Annotated in this window: 21 protein-coding genes, 1 pseudogene and 1 CRISPR repeat array; of the genes and pseudogenes, 5 read left to right on the top strand and 17 right to left on the bottom strand. The window is 39.7% G+C overall.

The features are described from left to right. The first annotated feature begins 15 nt into the window (after positions 1-15). Both IRY55_RS03675 and IRY55_RS03670 read left to right on the top strand, forming a co-directional pair. Positions 16-237 carry a helix-turn-helix domain-containing protein gene (locus tag IRY55_RS03675; RefSeq protein WP_194562380.1) on the top strand — a complete coding sequence of 74 codons (222 nt, stop codon included), beginning with the start codon at positions 16-18 and terminating at the stop codon, positions 235-237. Positions 238-451: 214 nt separating this feature from the next. Then, on the top strand, positions 452-1,153 hold the full coding sequence (locus tag IRY55_RS03670) for a hypothetical protein (RefSeq protein WP_194561893.1): 702 nt from the start codon (positions 452-454) through the stop codon (positions 1,151-1,153). A 79-nt stretch (positions 1,154-1,232) separates the two neighbouring features. After that, positions 1,233-2,146: a CRISPR direct-repeat array (repeat unit 33 nt; unit sequence ATTTCAATCCACTCCCTCTATGTAGAGGGAGAC). 162 nt (positions 2,147-2,308) lie between these two features. Here IRY55_RS03670 and IRY55_RS03665 read toward each other — a convergent pair. Genes IRY55_RS03665 through IRY55_RS13535 form a run of 9 tightly spaced genes read right to left on the bottom strand, consistent with a single transcriptional unit; the run spans position 2,309 to position 9,982 of the window. Beyond that, positions 2,309-3,139, bottom strand: coding sequence for a DUF6602 domain-containing protein (locus IRY55_RS03665; protein WP_194561892.1), 831 nt, complete (start codon positions 3,137-3,139; stop codon positions 2,309-2,311). Continuing rightward, positions 3,136-3,981, bottom strand: a complete 846-nt coding sequence (gene cmr6 / locus IRY55_RS03660) for a type III-B CRISPR module RAMP protein Cmr6 (protein WP_235961051.1) — start codon at positions 3,979-3,981, stop codon at positions 3,136-3,138. Before cmr6 ends, IRY55_RS03665 begins: the two co-directional genes overlap by 4 nt. Further along, entirely contained in the window at positions 3,956-4,342 is a 387-nt protein-coding gene (gene cmr5, locus IRY55_RS03655; protein WP_194561890.1) for a type III-B CRISPR module-associated protein Cmr5, read from the bottom strand. The genes cmr6 and cmr5 overlap by 26 nt, the downstream gene beginning before the upstream one ends. Continuing rightward, positions 4,339-5,196, bottom strand: a complete 858-nt coding sequence (gene cmr4, locus IRY55_RS03650) for a type III-B CRISPR module RAMP protein Cmr4 (RefSeq protein WP_194561889.1) — start codon at positions 5,194-5,196, stop codon at positions 4,339-4,341. The genes cmr5 and cmr4 overlap by 4 nt, the downstream gene beginning before the upstream one ends. Beyond that, positions 5,189-6,388 (bottom strand): type III-B CRISPR module-associated Cmr3 family protein, encoded by a 1,200-nt coding sequence (locus IRY55_RS03645; RefSeq protein ID WP_194561888.1) that lies wholly within the window; start codon positions 6,386-6,388, stop codon positions 5,189-5,191. The genes cmr4 and IRY55_RS03645 overlap by 8 nt, the downstream gene beginning before the upstream one ends. Next, positions 6,366-8,036 (bottom strand): type III-B CRISPR-associated protein Cas10/Cmr2, encoded by a 1,671-nt coding sequence (cas10, locus tag IRY55_RS03640; protein ID WP_194561887.1) that lies wholly within the window; start codon positions 8,034-8,036, stop codon positions 6,366-6,368. The genes IRY55_RS03645 and cas10 overlap by 23 nt, the downstream gene beginning before the upstream one ends. Then, positions 8,021-8,983: a hypothetical protein gene (locus tag IRY55_RS03635; protein ID WP_194561886.1), complete on the bottom strand. Its 963-nt coding sequence runs from the start codon at positions 8,981-8,983 to the stop codon at positions 8,021-8,023. Before IRY55_RS03635 ends, cas10 begins: the two co-directional genes overlap by 16 nt. Before the next feature lie 17 nt (positions 8,984-9,000). Continuing rightward, positions 9,001-9,828: a DUF6602 domain-containing protein gene (locus IRY55_RS03630; RefSeq protein ID WP_194561885.1), complete on the bottom strand. Its 828-nt coding sequence runs from the start codon at positions 9,826-9,828 to the stop codon at positions 9,001-9,003. 28 nt (positions 9,829-9,856) lie between these two features. Further along, positions 9,857-9,982, bottom strand: coding sequence for a hypothetical protein (locus tag IRY55_RS13535; protein WP_268920767.1), 126 nt, complete (start codon positions 9,980-9,982; stop codon positions 9,857-9,859). Between the two features lie 1,187 nt (positions 9,983-11,169). Here IRY55_RS13535 and IRY55_RS03625 point away from each other — a divergent pair. After that, positions 11,170-13,344, top strand: coding sequence for a DEAD/DEAH box helicase (locus tag IRY55_RS03625; protein ID WP_194561884.1), 2,175 nt, complete (start codon positions 11,170-11,172; stop codon positions 13,342-13,344). A gap of 994 nt (positions 13,345-14,338) precedes the next feature. Then, complete coding sequence (locus IRY55_RS13615) at positions 14,339-14,440, top strand: IS3 family transposase (protein WP_408015118.1); 102 nt, start codon at positions 14,339-14,341, stop codon at positions 14,438-14,440. 83 nt (positions 14,441-14,523) lie between these two features. On the opposite strand, the gene IRY55_RS03620 is transcribed toward IRY55_RS13615, so the two are convergent. From IRY55_RS03620 to IRY55_RS03610, 3 genes are all read right to left on the bottom strand, one after another. Beyond that, the gene (locus IRY55_RS03620; RefSeq protein ID WP_194561883.1) at positions 14,524-15,021 is read right to left on the bottom strand and encodes a hypothetical protein; all 498 of its coding nucleotides are present in this window, start codon (positions 15,019-15,021) and stop codon (positions 14,524-14,526) included. 338 nt (positions 15,022-15,359) lie between these two features. Continuing rightward, positions 15,360-16,172 (bottom strand): HAD-IIB family hydrolase, encoded by an 813-nt coding sequence (locus tag IRY55_RS03615; RefSeq protein ID WP_194561882.1) that lies wholly within the window; start codon positions 16,170-16,172, stop codon positions 15,360-15,362. A 502-nt stretch (positions 16,173-16,674) separates the two neighbouring features. Then, entirely contained in the window at positions 16,675-17,004 is a 330-nt protein-coding gene (locus IRY55_RS03610; RefSeq protein ID WP_194561881.1) for a helix-turn-helix domain-containing protein, read from the bottom strand. Between the two features lie 429 nt (positions 17,005-17,433). Here IRY55_RS03610 and IRY55_RS03605 point away from each other — a divergent pair, with 429 nt between their 5' ends. Further along, complete coding sequence (locus tag IRY55_RS03605; protein WP_194561880.1) at positions 17,434-17,682, top strand: hypothetical protein; 249 nt, start codon at positions 17,434-17,436, stop codon at positions 17,680-17,682. A 38-nt stretch (positions 17,683-17,720) separates the two neighbouring features. On the opposite strand, the pseudogene IRY55_RS03600 reads toward IRY55_RS03605, so the two are convergent. The 5 genes and pseudogenes from IRY55_RS03600 to cas3 all read right to left on the bottom strand — a co-directional run. Continuing rightward, positions 17,721-17,843 (bottom strand): annotated as a pseudogene (locus IRY55_RS03600) (CRISPR-associated protein Cas4); the annotation flags it as partial. Next, positions 17,833-18,696 carry a type I-C CRISPR-associated protein Cas7/Csd2 gene (gene cas7c / locus IRY55_RS03595; protein WP_194561879.1) on the bottom strand — a complete coding sequence of 288 codons (864 nt, stop codon included), beginning with the start codon at positions 18,694-18,696 and terminating at the stop codon, positions 17,833-17,835. The pseudogene IRY55_RS03600 and the gene cas7c, both read right to left, overlap by 11 nt. After that, the gene (gene cas8c / locus IRY55_RS03590) at positions 18,680-20,647 is read right to left on the bottom strand and encodes a type I-C CRISPR-associated protein Cas8c/Csd1 (RefSeq protein ID WP_194561878.1); all 1,968 of its coding nucleotides are present in this window, start codon (positions 20,645-20,647) and stop codon (positions 18,680-18,682) included. Before cas8c ends, cas7c begins: the two co-directional genes overlap by 17 nt. Then, positions 20,648-21,373: a type I-C CRISPR-associated protein Cas5c gene (gene cas5c / locus IRY55_RS03585; RefSeq protein WP_194561877.1), complete on the bottom strand. Its 726-nt coding sequence runs from the start codon at positions 21,371-21,373 to the stop codon at positions 20,648-20,650. Positions 21,374-21,386: 13 nt separating this feature from the next. Beyond that, positions 21,387-23,774 carry a CRISPR-associated helicase Cas3' gene (gene cas3 / locus IRY55_RS03580; RefSeq protein ID WP_194561876.1) on the bottom strand — a complete coding sequence of 796 codons (2,388 nt, stop codon included), beginning with the start codon at positions 23,772-23,774 and terminating at the stop codon, positions 21,387-21,389. Between the last annotated feature and the right edge of the window lie 137 nt (positions 23,775-23,911).

Genomic DNA, 23,911 nt, shown 5'->3' with positions numbered 1-23,911 from the left:
TATGATAAGGGGGTAATTCAATTGAAAGTTAAAGTTAAGATAAAAGAATTGCTTATACAACACAACATTAGTTTGCGAGAATTATCTAGATTAACAGACATACGTCACGCAGCCTTATCAGAACTCTCGAATCAAAAAAGAGAAAATATCAATTTTTCACATATTGAGCGCATCGCACAAGCTCTCCATATAACAGACATCCGAGAAATCATTGATCTTGTGGAAATCAATGATTGATTGGTACGCTTATAAGTAACACTAGAAACAACTTAAATGATTCCGCTTTCATTGTCAAGTGGTTTTTCGAATTTTCTATTTATTTTAGTGGAAGTGTGTGTAAGGAGACAGAAGACAGTAAACAACAATCGCATAGCTGCTCCATAAAAAATTGATTGAGGAGGAGAGATAAGCGAATAATTATATACCAGCTATAATTACAGCATCAATGGCCTTGTTTGCAGCAGTTGGAGCTCAATTTTTATCGCATTACCTTCAGAGTCGAAGAATAAAAAAAGAAGAATATAATTCGATCTACCAAGAACTAGTCTTTCCTTTTCTACCAGAGGTATTAATTTATTATGAAACTCATACTAATTTTAGAAAAGGTCATGATGTTACTAAAGATTTAAATGCTGATGAATTAATAGAAAGTATTAGAAAAAAGAGTCAACTCGGAAATATTAAATTATTAATCCGATATAATGAATTAATAAGAACAGATTATTTTTATGATGGACGCGGAGATGCCAAAAACATAGGAGTTTTGAGATTTTTTTATGAATATTTATCTGACGTTTTAATGATTTTGAAAAGAATGAAAAAAGATAACGATTTAACTAAGAGTGTTGAAATGATCCATAAAAAATACGGGATTTGGATTCTAGTTTCTGAAGAAATGGGGTATGAGGATGCAACAAATGTAATGAGTTACGATTTTTTACTAGATGATAACTTCTACAAAGAAATTTCACAAAGGAAATTGAACAATCTTATTGCAGATTCTACAGATTCTACAGATTCTACAGAATCTCATTCCAAAAATCGAAAAGTCATACTTAAAATACTTTTAAATGAATTTTCTAAGGATGGAGAGTTGGATGTTGAAGTCATCCGTAAATTGAAAGAAAGTTTAGTAAGTAATAGCGAATACTAAGTAAAGTAAAATAAAACAAGACAGAAAATACTTTTAGTACTTTTCGTCTTGTTTTATTTTACTATATTTGACTTTTTTAATTACAATCTACTCCCTCTATGTAGAGGGAGACATTTAGCGCATCCAATCAGCACAACAAGAGAGTTATTTCAATCCACTCCCTCTCTGCAGAGGGAGACCCTGAGATTCCAAAAGATAAAGATTTGGTATTTTTATTTCAATCCACTCCCTCTATGTAGAGGGAGACCTGTCGCTGCATCGAATGCTTTATCTAAAAGCGCATTTCAATCCACTCCCTCTATGTAGAGGGAGACAATCGTTTTTCAAAACAAACTGTCGCATTGTTCCATTTCAATCCACTCCCTCTATGTAGAGGGAGACTTCAGACGGATGAAATGCACATGGAGGAGACGAGTATTTCAATCCACTCCCTCTATGTAGAGGGAGACCTAAATGTCATCTGATCTACCTCTAACCTAATTTCATTTCAATCCACTCCCTCTATGTAGAGGGAGACCATCACTCACCTTCTTTTCTTCGAAATATAATTTATTTCAATCCACTCCCTCTATGTAGAGGGAGACACATCGAGTCATGCGAATGGTGTGAGGGATAACATATTTCAATCCACTCCCTCTATGTAGAGGGAGACTCCAATACAATGGACTAGGAACGGAAGACATCATCGTGATTTCAATCCACTCCCTCTATGTAGAGGGAGACTATTTTAGGAAGTGAAGACCGCGCCGAGTTTGTTATTTCAATCCACTCCCTCTATGTAGAGGGAGACTATGATTTTCAATTCGACGTGAGATTCGTTTCTATTTCAATCCACTCCCTCTATGTAGAGGGAGACTAGCAAGTGGACGTTTATAAGATTCCAGATTTTTTATTTCAATCCACTCCCTCTATGTAGAGGGAGACCGTTTTTATGACCGTCTTTCGCACGTCGATCTACATATTTCAATCCACTCCCTCTATGTAGAGGGAGACTGCGAGGGGTTGTGTTTACATCCCTCGATTACTACATATTGTGCCTCATTTCCCTTTTTCTTTCAAGCAATGTTTATAACTTCACGAAAACTTCATAAAAGGTTCCGTTTTCTTTGCGAAGGTCCTGGGGTTTTCATGGGCACTTCAGGTTCGCAGCTATTTTTACCCTTCCAGACCATTGAACATTTGAGCGTATGCGTAATGTGGAAACAGTGGCGGGTTGTTAATGAGCATCAATAACTGATTCAATTTCAAATTGAGCGATAAAATGGACACTTCTTCCCCGCCATAATTCACCGATAAGTCTTCCACCATTCTTTCTTCGACTCCACTTGCATGGTCTCTTTCACGACGCGAGCCTCCGTGATTCAACGCTCGATAATAATCATCTAATGTCCGTCGATCTGTATTCATTCGCACGTGTAGTTTTTCTTTTGGCTTTTCAGATGCGTGAATTTCCATGTCAAAATATTCACGAACGCTTCCACTAACTGCACCGTCCAAATGACAGTAGATTAAAATAGGACGAAGTGCTGTTTGAGTAGGCGCCGCTCCTGCGCCTGGAACAATATGTGTATGCATTCTTGCAATACCTTCATGGCTCATTTGAAGGTCAGTAATTGAGTTGGCCCAATCTTCCAATCCTTCTTTTGTAGCCGACGTACTTTTGCATTCAATCGCTGCACTTACCGCTTCAATCGGAACGAATTTCAATTGATCTTGTTGAAAAATGTACGGTGTGTACATTTGATCGATTATTGCTAAGTCCACTTCATTCGAAACATCTCCCTCTGAATCGACGATAAAAATCGATCGTTCGACGACAAATTTTTTCGGTACGACTGATTCAAACAATTTTTTCCATACATTTTCACGAAACGTGCCGATCGTTGTTCCATGAGGATCGTATTGGAAATACAATTGTTGGACGATTGATTTTTCTTTCTGTTGATAATTCGTTAATATGTTCTGAAATGCTTTCGTCTTATTCATAATGTTGCCCCACTCTTTTCTTTGAACTTCACTTTTCCTAATCCATACCCGATCGATGTTTTTGCACCGATGCCGTACTCTTCAAATGCGAGGCGGATAAGGTTTTGTAATGTTTTGGTCTGTTCTTTCGTTAATGCGTCACTCATTACAATGGAAAATTGCACGCTCACCTTTTTTAACGAACTCATTTGGATGATGTTTGGAGATTGATCGTCCGTTGGTGCGTTTTTCCCAAACTTAGTATAGTAATCCACATAGTGAGGGGTAATGACGTCTTTGTGCACGTTGCTGCCTTCGATCACACCATCTAAAAAGATGAGCGATCCTTGTTGGCCTGTCTCTTTAATTGTACCGCTCCCGATTCCGAACCAGTCGACGTAACATTGACGCGTTTCAGCAGATACGTTCTTTAAAACCGCCTCGACAAATTGTTCATCCGTTTGCGGTTCGTCCTTTTTTTCCTGCATCACTTTCGCTAATGCTTCTCCACACATTTCATGTAAAAAGACGTGCCGCAACAATCCTTTGATCGATGGACTCGGAACGTAAGGAACGCCATACAAAGGATGCAATGTCATCCCTACATTACTGCTGTATGCTTGATGGCCACCTGTCCCGATGACGAGTTTATCATACATCTTTACAGACACGTCTAGAGCGAAAGGATATCCCTTTCGGACAATCGAAAGGTTGTTCTTCAAACATTGATTCGCTTTAGCATGGAGGAATGGTTGTTGAAAAGGACCAAATGTTTGATCTCGTTTACCATATTGGTAAAAAGCTAAGTAGGCATTATCTATCCTTTTTTCTATCAAATCAGCTGTTTCTATCGGAATGCACATCTTCTTCAACCTTAATCATCCCCTCTGCCAGTTCTTTCATCCAGATCGCCAGTTCGATTACTTCTTCTGTTGCTAATCGGTACATCGGTGTCGGCAAGGTGAAAAGGTGTTCTAAAGAAGTTTCGGCTATTATGCCTTGCTTCTTCATCCATTGCATCATTGTCATGTAAAGGGATCGATGCGAAGCGGAATTTTTAGAATGTAAAAAAGTGAGCGCATTCCCTAACCCTTGCGTTTGAACGAGTGCTGGAAATTTAATGACGATCGTTCGGTACTCTTTCACCTGTTCTTTTTTCTTTTCACAAAATGTCTGAATGCTTTGAAGTGCAAAGGACGCTCGCTCATTATGTACTGTGCTCATCGTGACTCCTCCCCTTTAATCACTTGCAACATCCCTTTTCCGAGCGTTGCATTCCCGCCGACTTGAACGATTGGTTCAATATGATCTAAAAGTTCTGCACCATTTAACAAAGCCGTATAGAAAAAGGCTTCAACCGGAACGTACTCCTCTGTAAATAAAGCACCGTCTTCTACCGTTCCCGTCTCTGCTGAAATGCGAATGCGTGTTGAAATTTCGGTCGAATGTTTGACGAAATAGGTGAAATCGTCATTCGGTACACAAATGACGCGCCCCTTTACTTCTTCTTGAATCGTCTGGGGCAACAATGTTAACCAATCTTTGAAATCTTTCTGTTTCGTCACTTCGTACCTTAATTCTTCTAACACGACGAAATGCTTGTTATCTTTTGAAAACACTAAGTGAGAATCCTCAGTGACTACCGCTTGATTTTGTATTTCTTGTAAGTTGAGCTGTTTTTTCTCCGCTCCTCCTATCGCGCGATAATCACGGTAATAACGCTCCATCACAAACGGACATGTCACGTATGCAAAAATTCCTTGCGGTGACCGGACGGGGAAAAATAAAATGCGAGCGTCGGTAAACACGACTTCCCCTTTCTTCCCACCAGCCTCCTCTCCATTCGTTTCTTTTCCTTTTTCCTCACCGAACCAAGTGGCAATATCAGTTTCTGAAGCACCCTTCTTGTTTTTCCATACGTGATGACGCAAACTCCCTTTCAAACTCGATGCCTCAATTTTAGGAAATTGTGTCGGTTTCTCACGTTGAATCGGTAAGTCAACGATGCTTCGCTCAAAACTTCCGCCAACGTGTAAAGGAGTAATTGTTTTTAAATGAATCAGTTGCTGATTAGTCATACTTCTCACCTTTCTCTTTTTGTAATTGTTGTACTTGTTCTGCAGATAACGCTGCTACGTAACTATGACCGAACCCTCTATCACAATACGTCGTTCGCTTATACCATGGGTAGTCATAGCCGAGACGCTCTCGATAGTCACTCATATTCTTCTCATGCATTAAATAAACTGCATCTTCAAATGTTCCTTCCAACAGCTTAAAATAGATGACCGATCCAGCAGGCACTGCCAATTGTGGAGCAACTGGTCGATTTTCTTTCGGATTAAAACTACCGATGACTTCAGGTTTTCCAATGGCCGCAGCGATTGCTTCCACTCTTATTTTCCGTTTTTTATAACTAAAAGTACCGGTTAACGTTGCTGGGTCAATCCAACGTGGCAAAGTGCCATGTTTCCATATCGCAGGGGTAGCGAGATACAGTTTAAAATAGTTTGTTCCTTCTGCTTTTTGCACTTGCTTTTTATCATACTTACTTAACTTCGCGCGTCGTTGATCGCCACCGATTTTAACGATGACCGGAGATTGCTTTTTAAAGCCTTTCGTTACTTCGACACCTAACAACAACTGCTCTTCTTTCTGTTTAGGTGCTCCACCTAAGGGCACTTGTTCGTTAAGGACGACACTTTCACGTGTGTACCACTTTCCTGTTTCCGTCACTCCATCGGCGAGGTCTACACTAATGCCTGTCTGTTGCTCAAAAGTAATGCTCTCATTAAACGTCGTTAAAGCCAATGCTTCTCCTGTCGCACGGACATAATCGCTGAACGTCTTTTGGTCTAACCCGTTCCAACTTCCCGCCTTCCGTTTCAACCGCTTCCGTTCTTCACTTTCTACTTGTCTCGTAGGCGGCGCCGTTAAAACATATGGGAACGGCAAGTTGTTAGAGGGATCACGCTTCAACTGAAGAAGAACGAGTTGCAACGATTCTTCTCCATTCGAGTGTTCTGCTACTAACATCGTATCGAGAGGTGCAGGATAAATCGGTTTATTGTTTAACAAAATCCCGCTCCAACCGATTGAAAGTTCCCGTGCATCGACGTTCCAAAGCTCTCGAAACATCCCTGCATATGTAGAAGGATACGGCGGAAAAATCGTTGACGTATGAAAGTTAATTCCGGCATCGCTCGGAGAAGCTCCTTTGAAAAACAAACGATCCAATGGTTTCAGTTTATACATTTGCTGTTTCATCATTGTTTACCGCTCCTATCTTTTGCATGAATGCAATAACGTTCAATTGGTCGACGAGATGAACGACCTTCCCTTCATTCGATGATGAATCATTGAACAAATCTAAAATAAGTTCGGTCATTTCTTGTTGTTCATCGCTCGCATGACCTTCTAACGAACGGTGCCCTACTCTTCGAATTAAAGCATGAATGATGGCACTGTCGTATGAATCGTCGAGAGGATTCAATGTCTCTAATAAATTCGCGATGTACGAGCGACTGAACGGCTCTCGTCCTAACTGTTCTAGCAACTGTTCGAACGTATCGAGTTTCTCAAATTTATCGCGGTAGATCACTTGCTTCCCACCACGATGTTGGACTTCGATCGCATACGCATCTTTTCCTGGCATATCTTTCGCATATCCTTCAAGCTCTTCTACGCGTTCCAATAATGGAGCAAGCGGAGACATTAAATGCGCAAATACAATTCCTGCAGACAAAGTAAAGGGGTTACCTGCTTCATCTTTTATTTTCTCTTGAAACAGTGCTCGCAGTTTCTTCAAGAGTGGCATCGTTTGATCAATCGGCGCAAATGCGAGAACGTCTTCGCCACCTGCGAAAATACAAATCCCGCCATCTTCTGTCACCATCTTGTCCGCTTCGTTAGCGAATGTAGCAATCGATTCACTTAACCGTTCGTGAACATCGAATCGACCACTTTTTTGATATTCACTTCCGACACCATCACCGTCTAACTTAATCAATGCGTAATAAGGCGATGGTTTTTTCAAAGGACCCGCATGGGTGTTTTTCAACTCACGGAACTCCTCGAGAACACCTTGAGGATAGATGTCTTCAATCGGATGACCATTCATCCAATCGTGCAGCACTTCGGACCCTTCGTCCTCTAGCTCCTCGTAACGCTTCCAATCGCCAATGTGTCGATTGGCATGTTTCAATAACATCATCGCCACTGAACGAAACGATTTTTGGTTACCTTTATCTTTGAGTTTTAACAAAGAAGGATCGAACAGGCGTTTAAACATTGCGATGCCGCTTAAACACTCGCCTTCTTTCAAAAGAGGCTGATTTACCTCCTTGAGGTCTGAAGCAAAAGGTGGGAATCTATCGTTTCGCTTTCTTCCGTAAAGCGCTCGATACGCTGGAAACAATGAACAACGGCGCCCTTCACCGAGAGGAAGTTGTTCAAACATCCTCGTGTTTTTCACATCGTGCATCGCTTGAACGACTTCGTTATAACTTTTTCCATAGTCTCCACCGTAAGGAACAAACGTCCAATGAATCGATAAAAAGTGAGACAACTGTGCTTTCGCTTCATCCGTTAATTCGATTTTCTCCTTCTCAAAAGTTTTTTCTACTATTTCAAGCCACGTTCGTTTCAAATCACTTTCGATTGATTCACAATACTTTTTCGTATTTTCAGAGGAATCCCGAATCGTAAATAGTAGACGGTTCGGTAAACTAGGCAACTCCATTTTCGGGAAAATGATTTGAGTTTTTGCACCAGCATCGGATGAATCGATGCGCTCGATAGCACAACGCGTTAAATGAGACAGTAAGAAACTTCCTGCTGCCAAATCTTTCATTTTCCGTGAGGACTGAATCAGTTCACCGACTGGTCCAATCGTTAACAACACTAATTGTTTTTCCAAGTCGACTTTCTCCCTTCCAATTGATTGATAAATTCGATTCGATTATCTCGCTCAGGAGAAGCATTCAAAACTCTGTTTCCTTTGACTGCCCTTAACTGTACATATAGCGGATATATGTTCATTCCGCTTCGAACGAGTGTAACAACCAATGAAGAAGAAAATCGCGACGTTCCGCCTTCACCGGTTAAAAATCCACAATTTCCTGGCAGCCCATTCTTTTCCGCATGTTTTTTCACATGATGAGATGTTTGATCAACTCGCTTTAAAAAAGAAGTAACGTCATCACCAATTGGTTGTCCTACTTCTATTTTTTCGAGCACGGGGTATTTTACACGGCTCGCATCGTTGACCGTTCGATAAATGATCGTTTCGTTTCTCGCAAACGGTGCGTTCTGATCAATTCGTATTATTTTTTGAAAAATTTCTTCTGCGACTTCTTCTGCCGTCTCTCCAATAAGAACGTCTCGCTCTTTGCCTTCTACAATTCGCTTCGGTGATACGGCCCCTCTGCCACGCCTACTTCTTAAACCGATTCCACCGAGCAGTAGAGAAAGCTCGAACAGTTCAACATATGTATCAACGACGGATAAATCAACCATATGCGGTTGGTAACGAAACACGTATTCAAATGACGTTCCGTATGAATACGCCTTTTTCTTAAAGCTTCTCTCTCGATGAAGCAACATCACTTCTCTTTTTTCATTTACAAGTTCTTTTAATTTCGCTTGAAAACGAATAGGCGCAGCAACTGAATGACTTGCTAGCACCCCGCCAAAGTACGCGACCTCTCGCTTATACAATTTTTCTGTACTCGGGTCCCGTTGAAGAGAACGCCACGTACTTCTCATCAACGCTTTCCATTCGGATGGTCGTAAATCAAGCATTTGAGAACCGTCTTGACTGACAATCGGGCTAATCGCTTCTCCAATTACTATTTTCTTCTTCACACCTCGCTCCTCCTCTTTCACGACTGTTCATTTTTATTTTCAGAATTCAACTCTTTACGAAAGCGTTCTACATACGCAAGGTGCGGGAAAAACATTGGATTGTTAATGAGCATCAACGCTTGGTTCAGCATAAAATTGAGCGTCAATAAAGAAACTTCTTCGACCCCTTTTCGAATGCGATAATTATCTAACGACAGTCCATCTAAGTTCGCATTTTTAATGATCGCATCTTCATACTCCGCTTCATGATAAGGGTGATGATTCAACCGCTTGTAAACATCAGACAACTCTTTGAATCGATCGTTCACAGCCACTCGAATGGAACGGTTATCCTCTTTTTCTTGTGCCCAAAGCGTAATGTCAAATTCCTTTTCTAAATCGACCGTAGCGTTTTCACAATCCTTGGATTGCTTCGACATATGACAAAGAATTAAGATTGGACGGGTTCCTGTCTGTGTCAGTTTTCGCGGACCTCGTTTTTGTATTAAACACTCGGGTACTCCACACTCTTTCGACTGGCCTTCTTTCTTAGTTTGTTGTGAAGGTTCTTTGGATTGCACATGTCCAAAAAGACGCGCGATTCCTCGATCGCTCGTTTTTAATTTTTCAATAGATTTTCTCCACGTTGAAATGACTTCACCATCTAAATTTTCACTTTTACATTCAATGGCTACTGCGACCGCTTCAATCGGTATAAACTTCAAATGCCCTTGTCTAAAAATATAAGGCGTATACATTTCGTCCAAAATAACAAGATCTACTTCTTTGGAAACGCTGCCATGAGAATCTAAAATAAAAACGGACTGTTCCACAACGAATTTCTTCGGAACGATTTGCTCAAACAATTCTTTCCATATGGCTTCCCGAAATGTATCAGAAATAAAGCTCTTGAACGATAGACTGTTCCAATCGTAAATAGTTCTGAGCAATCATGTTAAAAATCGGATGGCCATCTATCGTTTGATGAACTTCAGACTTCGCCTCTTTTTTCTCACACATTTTCCATCACTCCCATCTTTTAGGTATATAATATCATTAAAAAACTAATAAAGCTCATAAATACATTCCAAAGAACTAAAAAAGAGCCCGTTTTAATAAACGAACTCTTCTTTAATGACACTTTTATAACAATCATCTTATTTTAAACTAAGAAGGATTTCCAATATAGACTTTAATCCACTCCCTCTATGCAGAGGGAAACACTTCCGCGTATGTTTTGGTCTCTGCCTTTGACTTATTTCAATCCACTCCCTCTAAGTAGAGGGAGACATTGCACTCCTTGATTAACTTTAGTGTGTTTTCAATTTCAATCCACTCCCTCTAAGTAGAGGGAGACGAATACATTTAATGAATCAGTAAGCATATTAACATCATTTCAATCCACTCCCTCTAAGTAGAGGGAGACTGCGAGGGATTGTATTTAACTCCCCCTATTACTACATATTGTGCCTCATTTCCCTTTTTCTTGCAAGTAATGTTTAGGACTTCACTAAAACTTCATAAAAGGCGCCATTTTCTTTGCGAAGGTCCCGGGGTTTTCATGGGCACTTTAGGTTCGCGCGTGACTTAAATGTTTATTTAATCAAATTTTTTTATGAATTGTACTGCCTTATCTCTCTTAAAGAGATTATATTTTATTTGTAGAAGATGATCATGGAACATTACTTGAAATGTTTGGAAAAGATGTCTTGTCTTATGCTATATATTGAGTGTTATGTATCAAATTAAAACGAAATGGAGAGGCGATGCTTCTTCTCCTGACTTCGCACAATCCACAGAAAAACCCCCTCTATGTGAAAAGATTTTTGGTATGTTTATTCAGTCTATTTTCCATTTTTTATTAAACTTCACCTTAAAAAAACAGCAAAGGCCTCTGCTGTTTTTTAGCTTGTTCTCTTGCTTTTATTTAATCTACTTGCTTCATCATTACATAATCTTCAATGGCAAAAAGTACTGCCTCAAAAGCCTGTGTCGATTGTCGATTCGTTAGCTCACCTCTAAAAATATGTAGGATTTTCTTACAAGGTGGCTCAGTTTTAGATTAACACTATCATTACTACTCTTCCTTATTATGTGAATATCACTTATATTAATACTGTTAAAACATTTTTTCATTATATTTTTACTTTTTAACAGAGTTATGGTAGGTTAAATGGTAATTTAAACTAAATTTAGGAGGTATTGAAATGACTACTTTTATTGAAACAGAATCCATCGAAATGGCTGGCAAAAAAGACGAGCAACGCGTATGGGAAGCGTTGAAACGTGCTTATGCTAAAGATGATGGAATCGGCTACTGGCGTTATCCCGTTTTCTCTCCTTCCGATGGTCCGAGACGCGAACCCGATTTACTACTACTTACTCGTGGGGGCGGTCTCGTCATCATTGAAGTGAAAGGACTTACTATTGACCAAATTGCGTCCATCCAAGGACCCCTTTGGACATACAATAACTTTTATGTCGAAGAAGGCGCACCGTACCAACAAGCCGAAGACCAAGTGTTTTCCTTACTTCATTACTTTGACAGCGATCAACGGACACGTCGAAAAATTAAGGCTCGTGCAATCGTTGCACTTCCCCGTATTACTAGAGCAGAATGGGAAGAAAAAGGGTTTGCCCACTTGCCTTCATCACCGCCGATTCTTTTTTCCGAAGATCTCGGACCGAAAACAATGCGCTCACGAATTGAAGAAGCTCCGACTGTACAACGCGGACGAATGCCGCTTGACGACGAAGCTTGGAACGCCGCTCTTTCTGTACTAGGTGGAGCTCCAGTACATAAGAAAAAAGAAATCGTACCTACAACTACGATGACGAAAAATTACTTGTTACACCAATTGAATGCGGAAACGAGTCAATTTGACGAAAAACAAGAAACGATTGGAAAGGTCATTCCACCAGGTCCACAACGAATCCGTGGCATCGCTGGTTCTGGAAAAACAGTTATGCTCTGTCAAAAAGCTGCACATATGCATTTAAAGTATCCGGATTGGGACATCGCGATTGTTTTTTCAACACAAAGCTTGTACGACTCAATACGAGGGCAAGTCGATCATTGGTTACGCTTCTTCAGTAAGGACACGGTCTCACTTACACCTGAAGTCGAACGACGCATTCGAATTTTTCACGCATGGGGAGGGAAACGTCAACCTGGTTTTTACAGCACGCTTGCTAGAGAACATGGCGTTCGGCCGCTGATTGTCAACGACTTAAAAGAAGCCCCTCACCTTCCGAAATACATGTCACCAAGCGATAGCGTCGCCTACTGTTGCCAACAACTATTACACGAAACTCGCGGACATATCACACCTCAGTTCGACGCCATTTTAATCGATGAAGGACAAGACTTAGTCGTAGAGAATAAGACCTTCCACTACGAAGGAAAACAACCCATTTATTGGCTCGCTTTTCAAGCGTTACGCCCAGCTATAACAAACAATCCAACGAGTCGACGGCTCATTTGGGGCTATGATGAAAGTCAAAGCTTAGATGCGCTCATCGTCCCGACGGCCAAAGAACTTTTTGGACCAGATTATACGAAACTCGTCCAAGGCATTTATCCAGGTGGAGCTCGAAAAAGTGAAGTGATGTACAGGTGTTACCGTACACCAGGACCTTTACTAACCGCAGCTCACGCAATCGGCATGGGGCTTCTACGACCAGACGGCATGTTGCGTGGTATTACGAATAAAAGCGATTGGGAACGAATTGGTTATGAAGTTGTACAAGGTAACTTCCGATCGGGAGAAGAAATTACACTTCACCGACCACCTGCTCATTCTCCGAATCCTGTTCCATCGTTGTGGAAAAATCCAGTCATTCATTTTCAAACGTACTCCTCGACGACTGAAGAGTTACAACACGTCGCACATGCGATTGTGCACGACATTACGAAAGAAGGAATCGAGCCGGAAGATATTTTAGTAATCTTTTTAGGCCCTTCTTGGATAACTAAGACAAAACAAAATCAACTCGGCCATCTATTAAATAATCATTCAATCGACTATTACGTTGCAGCTGCAAAAACACCAAATATGACCGGCACAAGTGGTGGCGATCCGACCCGTTTCGTATTCGATGGAGCAGTCACTTTTAGCCAAGTGACACGCGCTAAAGGAAACGAAGCAAATATGGTATATGTCGTTGGCCTCGATGAAGTAGCGAAAAAAGAAAGTTCACCAAAAGCGCGCAACGAATTATTCGTCGCACTTACCCGATCACGAGCATGGGCACATATTTCCGGAACAAATACATATCCATTTTACGAGGAATTTCAACGCGTCCTTCAAAGTGGAGATACCTTTACATTTTCTTTTAAACAACCGCCTCCGTACTCACTCGACCAAGACGAATCCGAATAAAACGCTCCTCTTTTTTCTGAAAATGAACTGACTCCTGAAATGTGGACACTTTAAAAAAGTACCCTTTTCAGGGTTTTTCTATGAAAAATCCTCTGTACTATTCTTAACTAAAAGGAGCTTGTCTATACGAGTAAAATCTATTTCAACAAGCATCAACGAAAATCAGTTTTACATAGTGATAATTGGTAAAGAGCGAAGAAAAAAGAAGTACTTATAAGCTGAAAAGAACTTGCAGAAAACTGAAGCACGTATTATTAAATATTTAGAAACAGAAAATGAGCTATTAAAAATAGCTAGAGGAACCAGAGAGAAAGGCGATTAAGGGCAAGTAAGCTACTCACATAAAATATGAAGTCCTCCGAAAATACAACTTTCAAAAGATTATTGAGATACAAGGGAGACTGGTCTATTAGAAAAAAGCTTAACGATGTTCGAATTTCAATCCACTCCCTCTAAGCAGAGGGAGACATTTTGTTTCGGTTTTTTGGGAGTGCTGCAATTGTATTTCAATCCACTCCCTCTAAGCAGAGGGAGACTAGAAGAATTGAATCAAAAAAATGAGCAGACCAATATTTCAATCCACTCCCTCTAAGCAGAGGGAGACCGCGAGGGGTTGTGGTTGAATCCCCCGATTACTACATATTGTGCCTCATTTCCCTTTTTCTTTCAAGCGATGTTTAGAACTTCACTAAAACCTCATGAAAAGAGCTGTTTTCTTTGCGAAGGTCCTGGGGTTTTCATGGGCGCTTCAGGTTCGCAGACACTTTTTACTCTTCCACTTTATTGAACATCCTAGCATATGCATAATATAAAAACAGCAGTGGGTTGTTAATGGTTAATATGTTTTGAAATATTTTCGTCTTATCCATCTGATTGCCTCTTCTTTTCTTTAACATCACTTTCCCTAATCCATATCCAATCGATGTTTTGGCATCGATTCCGTATGTTTCAAACGCGAGGTAGATAAGGTTTTGTAATATTTTGACACGTTCTTTTGTTAATTGTTCACTCGTTGCAATGTAAAATTAAGTACTACTATCACAAACGTATGAAAGCGAAATTAAAAGACCTAAGCCCGGTAGAATACCGAACTTAAGTCTTAGGACTTGCTTGAAATGATTTGTCTAACTTTATTGGGCTAGATTATAATAGGTGGGTTATTTTAAAGAAATAACCAAATTATTTTTTGTCTAAAGGATTTTCAATTTTATAATCTAGCGCTTTCATTTTCCGAATGAAAGCATCGTAGTTATTAACTGTAATTGGAATACCTTGGCCAACTCCTTCTTTTCGAAGAGTTGCTGAGAGCATTTCAAAACGATCTATTTCTTGAGGTTCGACCTGTGATTCCGCCTTTTTATATAACTCCAACTTGCCGAGGACAGAGTCTATAACCTCGATGTCAGATTTATTTACAGCAATAGATGATTTTTCTATTAGTTCAAAAGAGCGTCGCATGATTTTTAAGGATTTATCCAACTGTCTTGTTACTAATTCGGGATTCCTCCATGATAATTGCATCTGTTCACCTATAACGCTTTCCACTTCAATTAATTGATGTTGGATTTCATTCGATGCAATTTCTTTATTACTGTCTAGCCTGGAGTATACAAAGAACACAATAATAATCAACACAATGTTTAAAACGATAGACGTGTAAAAAATTACATTTTTCATATTTAAATGGACACCCCTCTCCTGCAGATAGCCAATCTAGGTGGCCCACGAAAAACTTGATGAAAACTAGACTTGAAACGCCTACTCCGCTAAGATTCTGCCGATTTACTCTCTCTTTCTTGATTACTTAAATATAAAGAATTGCCAGATTATTGTAAAGTGTTTATTATAGTTTTGGGGTTGGGAAAATAAAATAGATTAGAGTACCTACGCTTCAGAAGCAGTTGAGTATTGGTTTATCTATGTAAAAAACAGGGGCCTCATATTTCAAAAATAGAGTCCTTTCACCTGCTTTAGTAGAGTGAAATGCCATTATATAAAAAAGTGTCGCCTCAACATCATCCATTATTGAGAAAGGCGATATTAAATGAATCGATTCCCGCGTCACCGTGTTGCTTTATTTCGGATAAGACGTTTATTTTTTCAATGATATCATCTTCTACGTCCTCACTCAGTGGTATCGATTCGGAAGCATATTGGGATAGTTCCTTATGATGACCTACCATAATCGAATATGCCGCATTCTTAAACATCGATATATCATTCGCATCATTGCCAAAAGCGATATAATTTCCTTTTTCAATTTCTAACTTATTCAAAGCGCTCCATTTATTGATTCCTTGTGGGCTAATATCGATGACATTTTCATTTCCATGTTTATGTACAGTTACATCCAATTTGAGAATAGCATCGAGCACTTGATTCATGTCATCTGCCGTCAAAACTAATATTTTGATAATCGATTGATGATCGGAAAGCTTGATATTTTTTGCTAAGTTTGAGGGGTCCAGATTGTCTAAAATAGCATGATCTACAGGCCCCGTATATGTGTAGTTCCATTCTCCATCCATCAAATAAGTAGCATTGTATTCATCTAATATTTTGTGAATAGAATCTATCTGTGTGTCTGTAAAAGAATGAGAATAGCGAATCGTTCCATTAACCGAGATTAAAGAGCCATTTCCCCCTATCATAGTATATTCATGGAATCGTGCGTCAATGACAGGTAGCATATCTCGAATCGGTCTTGCTGAAGCAAAGATGACATCGTGTCCGTCCATTTGAAGCTTTTCAAGCGAGTTTAAAAGTTTCTCTGAAATGGGTTGTCCTTTAAAGCATATCGTTCCATCTAGATCGAATACAAAATTCATGGGATCTGTCACTCCTAAATTTTATGTGTTACATTTTTTAACAAATCTATCCTTATTCCAGTCTGCTCCTGCAAAGATAGATAGTTTTTGAGATTTCAATCCACTCCCTCTATGTAGAGGGAGACTTCTTTATATGAGTGGGAAATGCCTGATTATCCAATTTCAATCCACTCCCTCTGTGTAGAGGGAGACTACGAGGGAGTGTGTTTGAATCCCTCAATTACTACATATTGTGCCTCGTTTCCCTTTTTCTTGCAAGTGACATCTAGAATTTCATGAAAATTTCATAAAAATCGCTATTTTCTTTGCGAATGTTTGGAAAAGATGTCTTGTCTTATGCTATATATTGAGTGTTATGTATCAAATTAAAACGAAATGGAGAGGCGATGCTTTTTCTCCTGACTTCGCACAATCCACAAAAAAAACCTTCTCCGTGCGAAAAGATTTTTGGCATGTTTATTCAGTCTATTTTACATTTTTTAGCTTGTTCTCTTGCTTTTATTTAATTTACTTGCTTCATCGTTATATAATCTTCAATGGCAAAAAGAACTGCCTCAAAAGCCCGTTTCGATTGTCGATTCGTTAGCTCACCTCTTAAAATAACTTGTAAAGGCCCATTTGTTTCACTCACTTTCATTAAATCCTTTACTTCTGTACCTAATGCTTTTTCAATCGCCACTAAACGCTCTGGCTTCATCACGCGCTCTCCTGATAGCATATAATCGATTGAAGATTTACTAATGCCTGTATCATTACTCAAATCTTGGTAGGATTTCCCTTGCTCCTGTAATAACAACTTGATACGCTCTAATACATATTCATTTGATTTCATACTATCCCTCCATCGTTTACATTTCTATATGAGATGGATTATTTTGCAATATACACATGCTACAAAGATTAAGATTGCTGTGAACATCGGTGTTAAAATTCCCAAGTTTTCACGGATAATCTACTGCATTTCCGATATAATAGGAATCGAATATATTTTTTATTTGGTTAGGTGCTTGATTCAAATATTCACTTTACATCAAAGTCCCTTTCTTTCGAACGTTTCAAAAAATAAGTAATCTCCATAATCCCTGTGTGTAGGATTTTCTTACAAGGTGGCTCAGTTTTCAATTGCGATGTGGCTCACTTTTAGATTAACAGATACACATCATCAAATTCTACACCGTACAAATTCAAATTTTATTATCTACTCTCCCATGTTATAGCATATTTACCTAAGTACATCCATATCATTCAAGGAACACTTCAAATGTCTTCCATCATTTCCCTCTATGCTGAGGGAGACTTAACAAATGCAGACGATGCACAAAAAGGAATGGGAATTTCAATCCACTCCCTCTGTGCAGAGGGAGACGTGAAATTAGATCAATATTTCGCTGCGCCAGCAATTTCAATCCACTCCCTATATGCAGAGGGAGACTATCGATGGTCAGATGACTTAATGAAGAGTGCTATTTCAATCCACTCCCTCTATGCAGAGGGAGACCATCCATCCTAGTGCGACCGTAGATGATTGTAACAGCTATTTCAATCCACTCCCTCTACCGTTAGCACGTTTTCCTCCCAAGCTTGCTCGATATGAATAAGCGCCCATTGTCTCGGGCAAAATACGTAATGTCGAATGCCCGAGATCATGAGCGATACAGAATTAGAGTCCATCGTACACTTGAACGTCAAGCCCTTCTAAAGGTTCGACTTGAATGTCATAATCTTCAAATGAAGTCGCTAGTCCATCGACTGTGCGCTCTATTTTAACAGAGCGGTGCACTTTAGCGGATGAATATTGACCAATTTTATTGTTGTGCTCCCACCAGAACACTTTGTTCACTTCCATCGATCCATCCGGACGCGCGGAAGATGCATCATTTGCAAACAAAGTAATGAGCGCTTGTTTTAACTTTTCAGCATCTTCACTTGTAAAGCCAGTTTTTTCAGCAAGTTGCGGATTAATGCTTCCGTAAAAGATATACGTTCCGAAATCGACGCGGTGCTTCATTCCCATCGTGTCCGATGTTTTTTGACCTGGATTTGTCGTATTTGTCGTCGAGTTTACGCTTTTTGTAATTTGCATGCTCGTGATGTCGACAGGATCGATACTTGTCGCTGTATGTATCGATACAGGACCTCGCACACCGACTGACATTTTCGTACCTTTAAAAGCGAAGACTTGACCGAATGCGCGAACATCGTACCATTCATCTGAAGCAATTTTAATTGCTAATTCTTCATCTGCTTTCGCGTCACTCAGTAATTTTTTTAATTCCTCGACAGAATCCGCACGGTCTTTCAAACTACGAAATGCGTCATTACGACGTTCATCCGATTGCACAAAAATGTTTTCACCTTCATCTTGGAGACGATTGCGTAACTTACGCTTGATCGCAACATCTGACATTTCACCATGTCCGTTATAATCTTGGCGCGGACGGTTTCCGTTCAACGGGTCACCGTTCGGGTTTGCTTTATTCACTGTAAATACAACCGCAAAATCAATTTTATTTTGTAGTGTCATGTTCCTCATCCTTTTCTTCTTTTTTCTTGTACATCTCTTGGACTTGACTGCTATAACCTGTTAAAAAAATCGGTTGCAACGCAATATCTGTCATACCCTCTGGTCCGATTGCATCCTCAATTTCTTGAATCAGTTTACTATACATTGTCGCTGTTATAATTGATTGAGCGTAAAGTCGATCGAAGTAGGGTTGTAATTGCTTGCGAATGACAAGCCATGTGCGAGCAGGACGATTTGAAAATGCTGTGAAATATCGCATAGCATTTGTTGAACGACTATCTTTCCCTTGTTTATCACGTTCATTTAAAATACGACGTTCCATAACTTCCGCTACTCCTAACAAACGTCCAAATAAATAGTCGCGGTTCATATTCTCTTTTTGCAAAGTCATATCAGGTACCTCCTTTTTATCATTGTATGAAATCATGGCACATGCGATATGTAACGTTTGATCCCATGACTCCATCGTTCCTTTAAACGATTCCGGACGAATGACACGTTGGTAAATGCTTCGAATCATGTCTTTCGGAATCGGACGACGTTCTAGAATAGACGGTAAAATTCGCGTATAAAATTCTTTTTTAACCGCTGGATTCGTCTTGTCCCCATAAATGGCTTTCGCTAAATCAAATGTAGATGGCGTACCGATTGCCGTTTTCACCTTTTTATTTTCGTCTCTGTAAAATAGCATCCATCTACAATGTGTATGCCAATGCGTCAACGCATCTAAAAAGAGCTTCGGGTCCGTTTCTTGATAATAAACAATCGCCAAACGCCCTGACGTTGCCGCATCAAGTGCCATCGTAATGAGACGGTTGTCGTAAAACCCTTCGATATTATTAGCGAGACCATGTATCGCTTTCGTGATTTCTTTACTCGCCAACTCTTCTGTCACCGCTTCTGTTGCCGAAGAAGATGCGCCGATCAAATCAAATGACCCCGCAAACGTATTAATCGTCTCTGGCATGATATGTCCAAACGTAACGAAATATCGAGTATCTACATATGTTCCTTGTCTTTGCACGAGCCAACGCAATGCTTGATGCGACTTTTGCGATACATCGTATCCAATTTGTGCAGCTTCCGTCGGTTCTTTAAAACGCCCACGGTACGTATAGCCTTTATCGTCATTAGATGAAATGATTTTGGACATGTCACCGGCATTGCGCAATTTCGAACCGTGCTGCGTCGTCAACAATCCTTCTTCTCCCGTGACGTAACAGATTCCCTTTTTAAACGTATCTGGATCACTTTTGATTAATTTTCGGTCGTTCATCATCCGATCACGTATATACGCAATAAAGTTTTCAAAAAGTGCAGGGTCTCGCCAAAAACTAGTCGCATTTGATACTTCATTTAAAACATCGAAGCGTACTGTCGCATCAAATACCGTTCCTGTCGTTTCTTTATACAGTGGCGGTTTTTCAATCCCATATTTTTTATCATCTTGGCTCGTCCACTTTTCAATCACTTGGCCCTCTGTATCTAAATAAATGATGCCTGCCTTAATTAAATCTTGGATGAGCGTACCTTTTTGAATGTACGACGTAATAACTTTCACTTTTTCAGGAGCATTCGGCTGACTCGCCCAATCGAGCATTTGAGTCTCATAAGCGTCAAAGTTCTCATCGCGTTTTCGATTGCTTCCGAATTTTTTATAGTCTTTCGCTACGTAAAACAGCTTATCGTGCACGTAATGTGGCGCAATCTTTGACCCTGAACGGTTTGCAGAATCGAGTGTCGCTGGAATGATAGTAGACGATTCCTCTTTGGGAATGACACGTGCACGATGGAAGGTTGCATCTTCCTTCAATATCACTTCCAATTGCACGTTTTGTGAAACATGAGCGATCGGCATTAACGTGAATTCTCGATTGTAACGTGTTTCAAACTCTCCGACTCGATGTATATTATTGTCGTACACATCTGCTAATCGTTGCATCCAACTCATTTATAAGTCCTCCTTTCCAAATAATTGTTCATACTCCTCATCTACTGACTGCATATTTTCTTGTAAAATAAATGCTTTTCGGTCATATTTTTTAATGTTTCGAACGATGGGACATTCTTCAGGACGTACAAATTTGATAATCCCATCTTTCATCGTCGGTGACCAGAGACGAGCTTGTAAAATATCCTCTCCACTTTCATCAGGATACGTAAAGCCATGAAACATAGGTCCAAATGATAGTTCTCCATATTGATTATAAAAACTTTTTCCGCTACCGAATTCACAAGCTTCCACATAACCTTGACATTCACGCGCTCCTAAGAAAATGTCGCGACGTCCCCCCCGCTCTACGGATCGTTTCGCAATATTATGATGCTTATGTTCATTCCAATCTTGTTTTAAATCTGGACGGTGCTCATTAAATTCAAAATGCGCTCGCACTTGATAACATGGTTCTCGTAAATACGTATAATATGCTAATTCATTCGCTGGATTTTGGTATTTCATCGGTCGCATACTTTTAACCTCTGTCTGTATAGCGTTCATCACACGTACTTCGTCGATGTACCATGTGATCGATGGCTTCCAATAAATGCTTTCTACAATGCCTTTCAACGCTTGATATGTCGGGACTTGATACGTAAATTTTTCTCCTCCGATTTTTGTGACAGGATCTGTAAATAAACCGTACTTTCCATACACTACAAACTCAATTTGATTTCGCATTGCTTTCACCTCCTTAAAAAATGAAACTTGATTTTTGTCCGTCTCCCTCAATGGAGATTCCATAATTTTCGTGGTATCCACCTTCTAGCAATACATAAAGCGAATCATGATAAAGCACATCGATTAAATCTTCACGAATCAGTGCTTGTAACGTATAGTCATAAACGTTCACGACATATTGTTGTGCACGTTTCATCAGTGCATTTAAATGTTCTAATGGTAGTTCTTCATTCAACGCTGCAATGAGTTCCTTTGCTTCGTCATTATAAGGAACGATAATTCCCGTCGTCGGTGAATCGATTGCTTGAAAGTGTCGCTCCACCGTCTTATACATCGTAACCATCGCTGTTTTCCGATAAGGTAAATATAGTTCTGGCTTGTTTAAAAAATAAATGAGCGGGCGATTCACTTCTTTTGGATGAGGTTTTATTGCTCGTTTTGCCGTTTCATAATAAAAGCTATAAAAACGTTCAATCATCGAAGGCTTCACGAGTGATTGTAAATAATCATCCTCTGTGCGGACATAATCTAATGTCGTTTCTGCACCTACTCTTATTTCTGGCAAACGATCGAGGGCTTCAGAATTTAATTTCACGAGATAAACATCCCCATACGCTCTTTCTGCATTCCGATTACAACGTCCTGCTGCCTGAGCGATAGAATCAAGCCCTGCTAAAGACCTGACAACCGCTTCAAAACTAATGTCAACGCCCGCTTCGATTAATTGAGTACTAATACAAATCGTCGGAAGTTGATTGTCTAACCGTTCTCTTATTTCACTCAAAATATCATGACGGTGAGCTGCACACATCGACGTGCTTAAATGATAAAGCGTATGTGTTTTTAGATGCTGTAACGCTTCGTAAAGTTGTAAAACCGCACTTTTCGTATTCAGTACAATTAATAAGGAAGCATAGTCGGTACTTTTTTGTTCGATAAAAGTAGCGAGCTGTTCGGTATCCCACCCTTTTGGATCGATTTCATCGTGGAAACGGACACGCTCAAAAGCTTCAGCAACTTGCTCAAGTTGTGGAACCATTTCCGCATTCTCTTTTAAATAAATGGGGTAATCCATTTTATGTACAGTCGGTTGTGTCGCTGTACATAATAAAATACTAGACTTCCCGTAATCCGCTAAAAAATTGATCGCTGTATTAAATAAATCTTGGTGCTGGAGCGGGACGGATTGCACTTCATCAAATACGATGACCGCTTCCGTAAGACGATGCATTCTTCTCCCTTTTCGAGTCCCTCTCGCATAAAACGCATCTAAAAATTGAACCATCGTCGTAAAAATGACAGGGTGGTCCCAATTATCTCGTCCAAGTTGCATTTTTTTATGAATCGGGCGACCATAATAATCTTCTGCTGCATCCCAATTTTCATCATCAATCACATTCGCATGATGTTCTAATACATCACTCGGGTCGTCAAAATACTTTCTCACCGCTTGTGCGTTTTGCTCTAAAATCGTCGTGTAGGGGACGACGTAAATAATTCGATTCTTATCGTGTAGCATGGCATGTTTAAGTGCATAACGTAAACTTGCCAACGTCTTTCCTCCACCAGTTGGGATCGACAATGTCCATATTTGCGATGGTTGTTCAGCAAGCACATCACAACGATCCGACATATTAGCTCGTAGTTGATCTAAAGGAGAAGGCTCTCGTTGTGCCCATTTTTGTAACTGTTCATTTAAATTGTGATAAGCGCTTTCAAAAATCTTTTTTTCATCATATTTTTCTTCAATTATCGCTTCTTCAAATCGTCTCGTATCTGTACGATCTGCATCAATCAAGATACTAAATACGAGCTTTTGTAAATGACTTAGCGTAATTAAAGCTGCGTCGCCTGCATTTCGTGCGTCGTTTAACGTTTTAGCCTTTTCTAAAAAATGAGTGAGTTCTTTTTTTGATTGTTTCATTAACTGAATCACTCGTTCTGTATTTCCTTCATATGATTCAAAATTTTGAACGACTTCTTCGTAATATGGAAGGTCTTTCTCATCGACGCGCCTCATATAATCTCCAACACTTCCATCGGTCGCTAAAAAGTTTTGGAGGCCTGAATGATGAGACAATATCGCCATGCCGACAATTTCAACAACATAGCATTGCAACATATCTTGAGTGTCCCAAAAGTTTTCATACAAATATTTTGCGCCTGCTGTCGAATGATCAATATGAGGGCGTATTCGTTCTCCTTTTAAGACAACAGATTGCAAATAATCTGTAAAAGCAGATGTATATTTTCCCATATCATGCAAAAATCCCGCCAATTCAGCGATAGAAGAAATGTGTAAAGCGCTTCCATATTCTCTTGCTAATTGAGACACACTGAGCAAATGTTCCTGTACAGTCTGGACTTTAGAATCAGATTCTCGTATATGAGCAATGAACAATTTATATCACCTCTTCGATTTTATAATATCACATTACCTAGAATATACAATTAGATTCCATGGGATTTTTATACATGTTTATGCTCTTTTACTATGTTATAGAGATTTATCTTTTTAACATAATTCGCTCATTTTCG

Origin of the sequence: Savagea serpentis, assembly GCF_015351395.1 — a bacterium.
Classification (GTDB): Bacteria; Bacillota; Bacilli; order Bacillales_A; family Planococcaceae; genus Savagea; species Savagea serpentis.
This window is presented reverse-complemented; position numbering and strand designations above follow the sequence as displayed.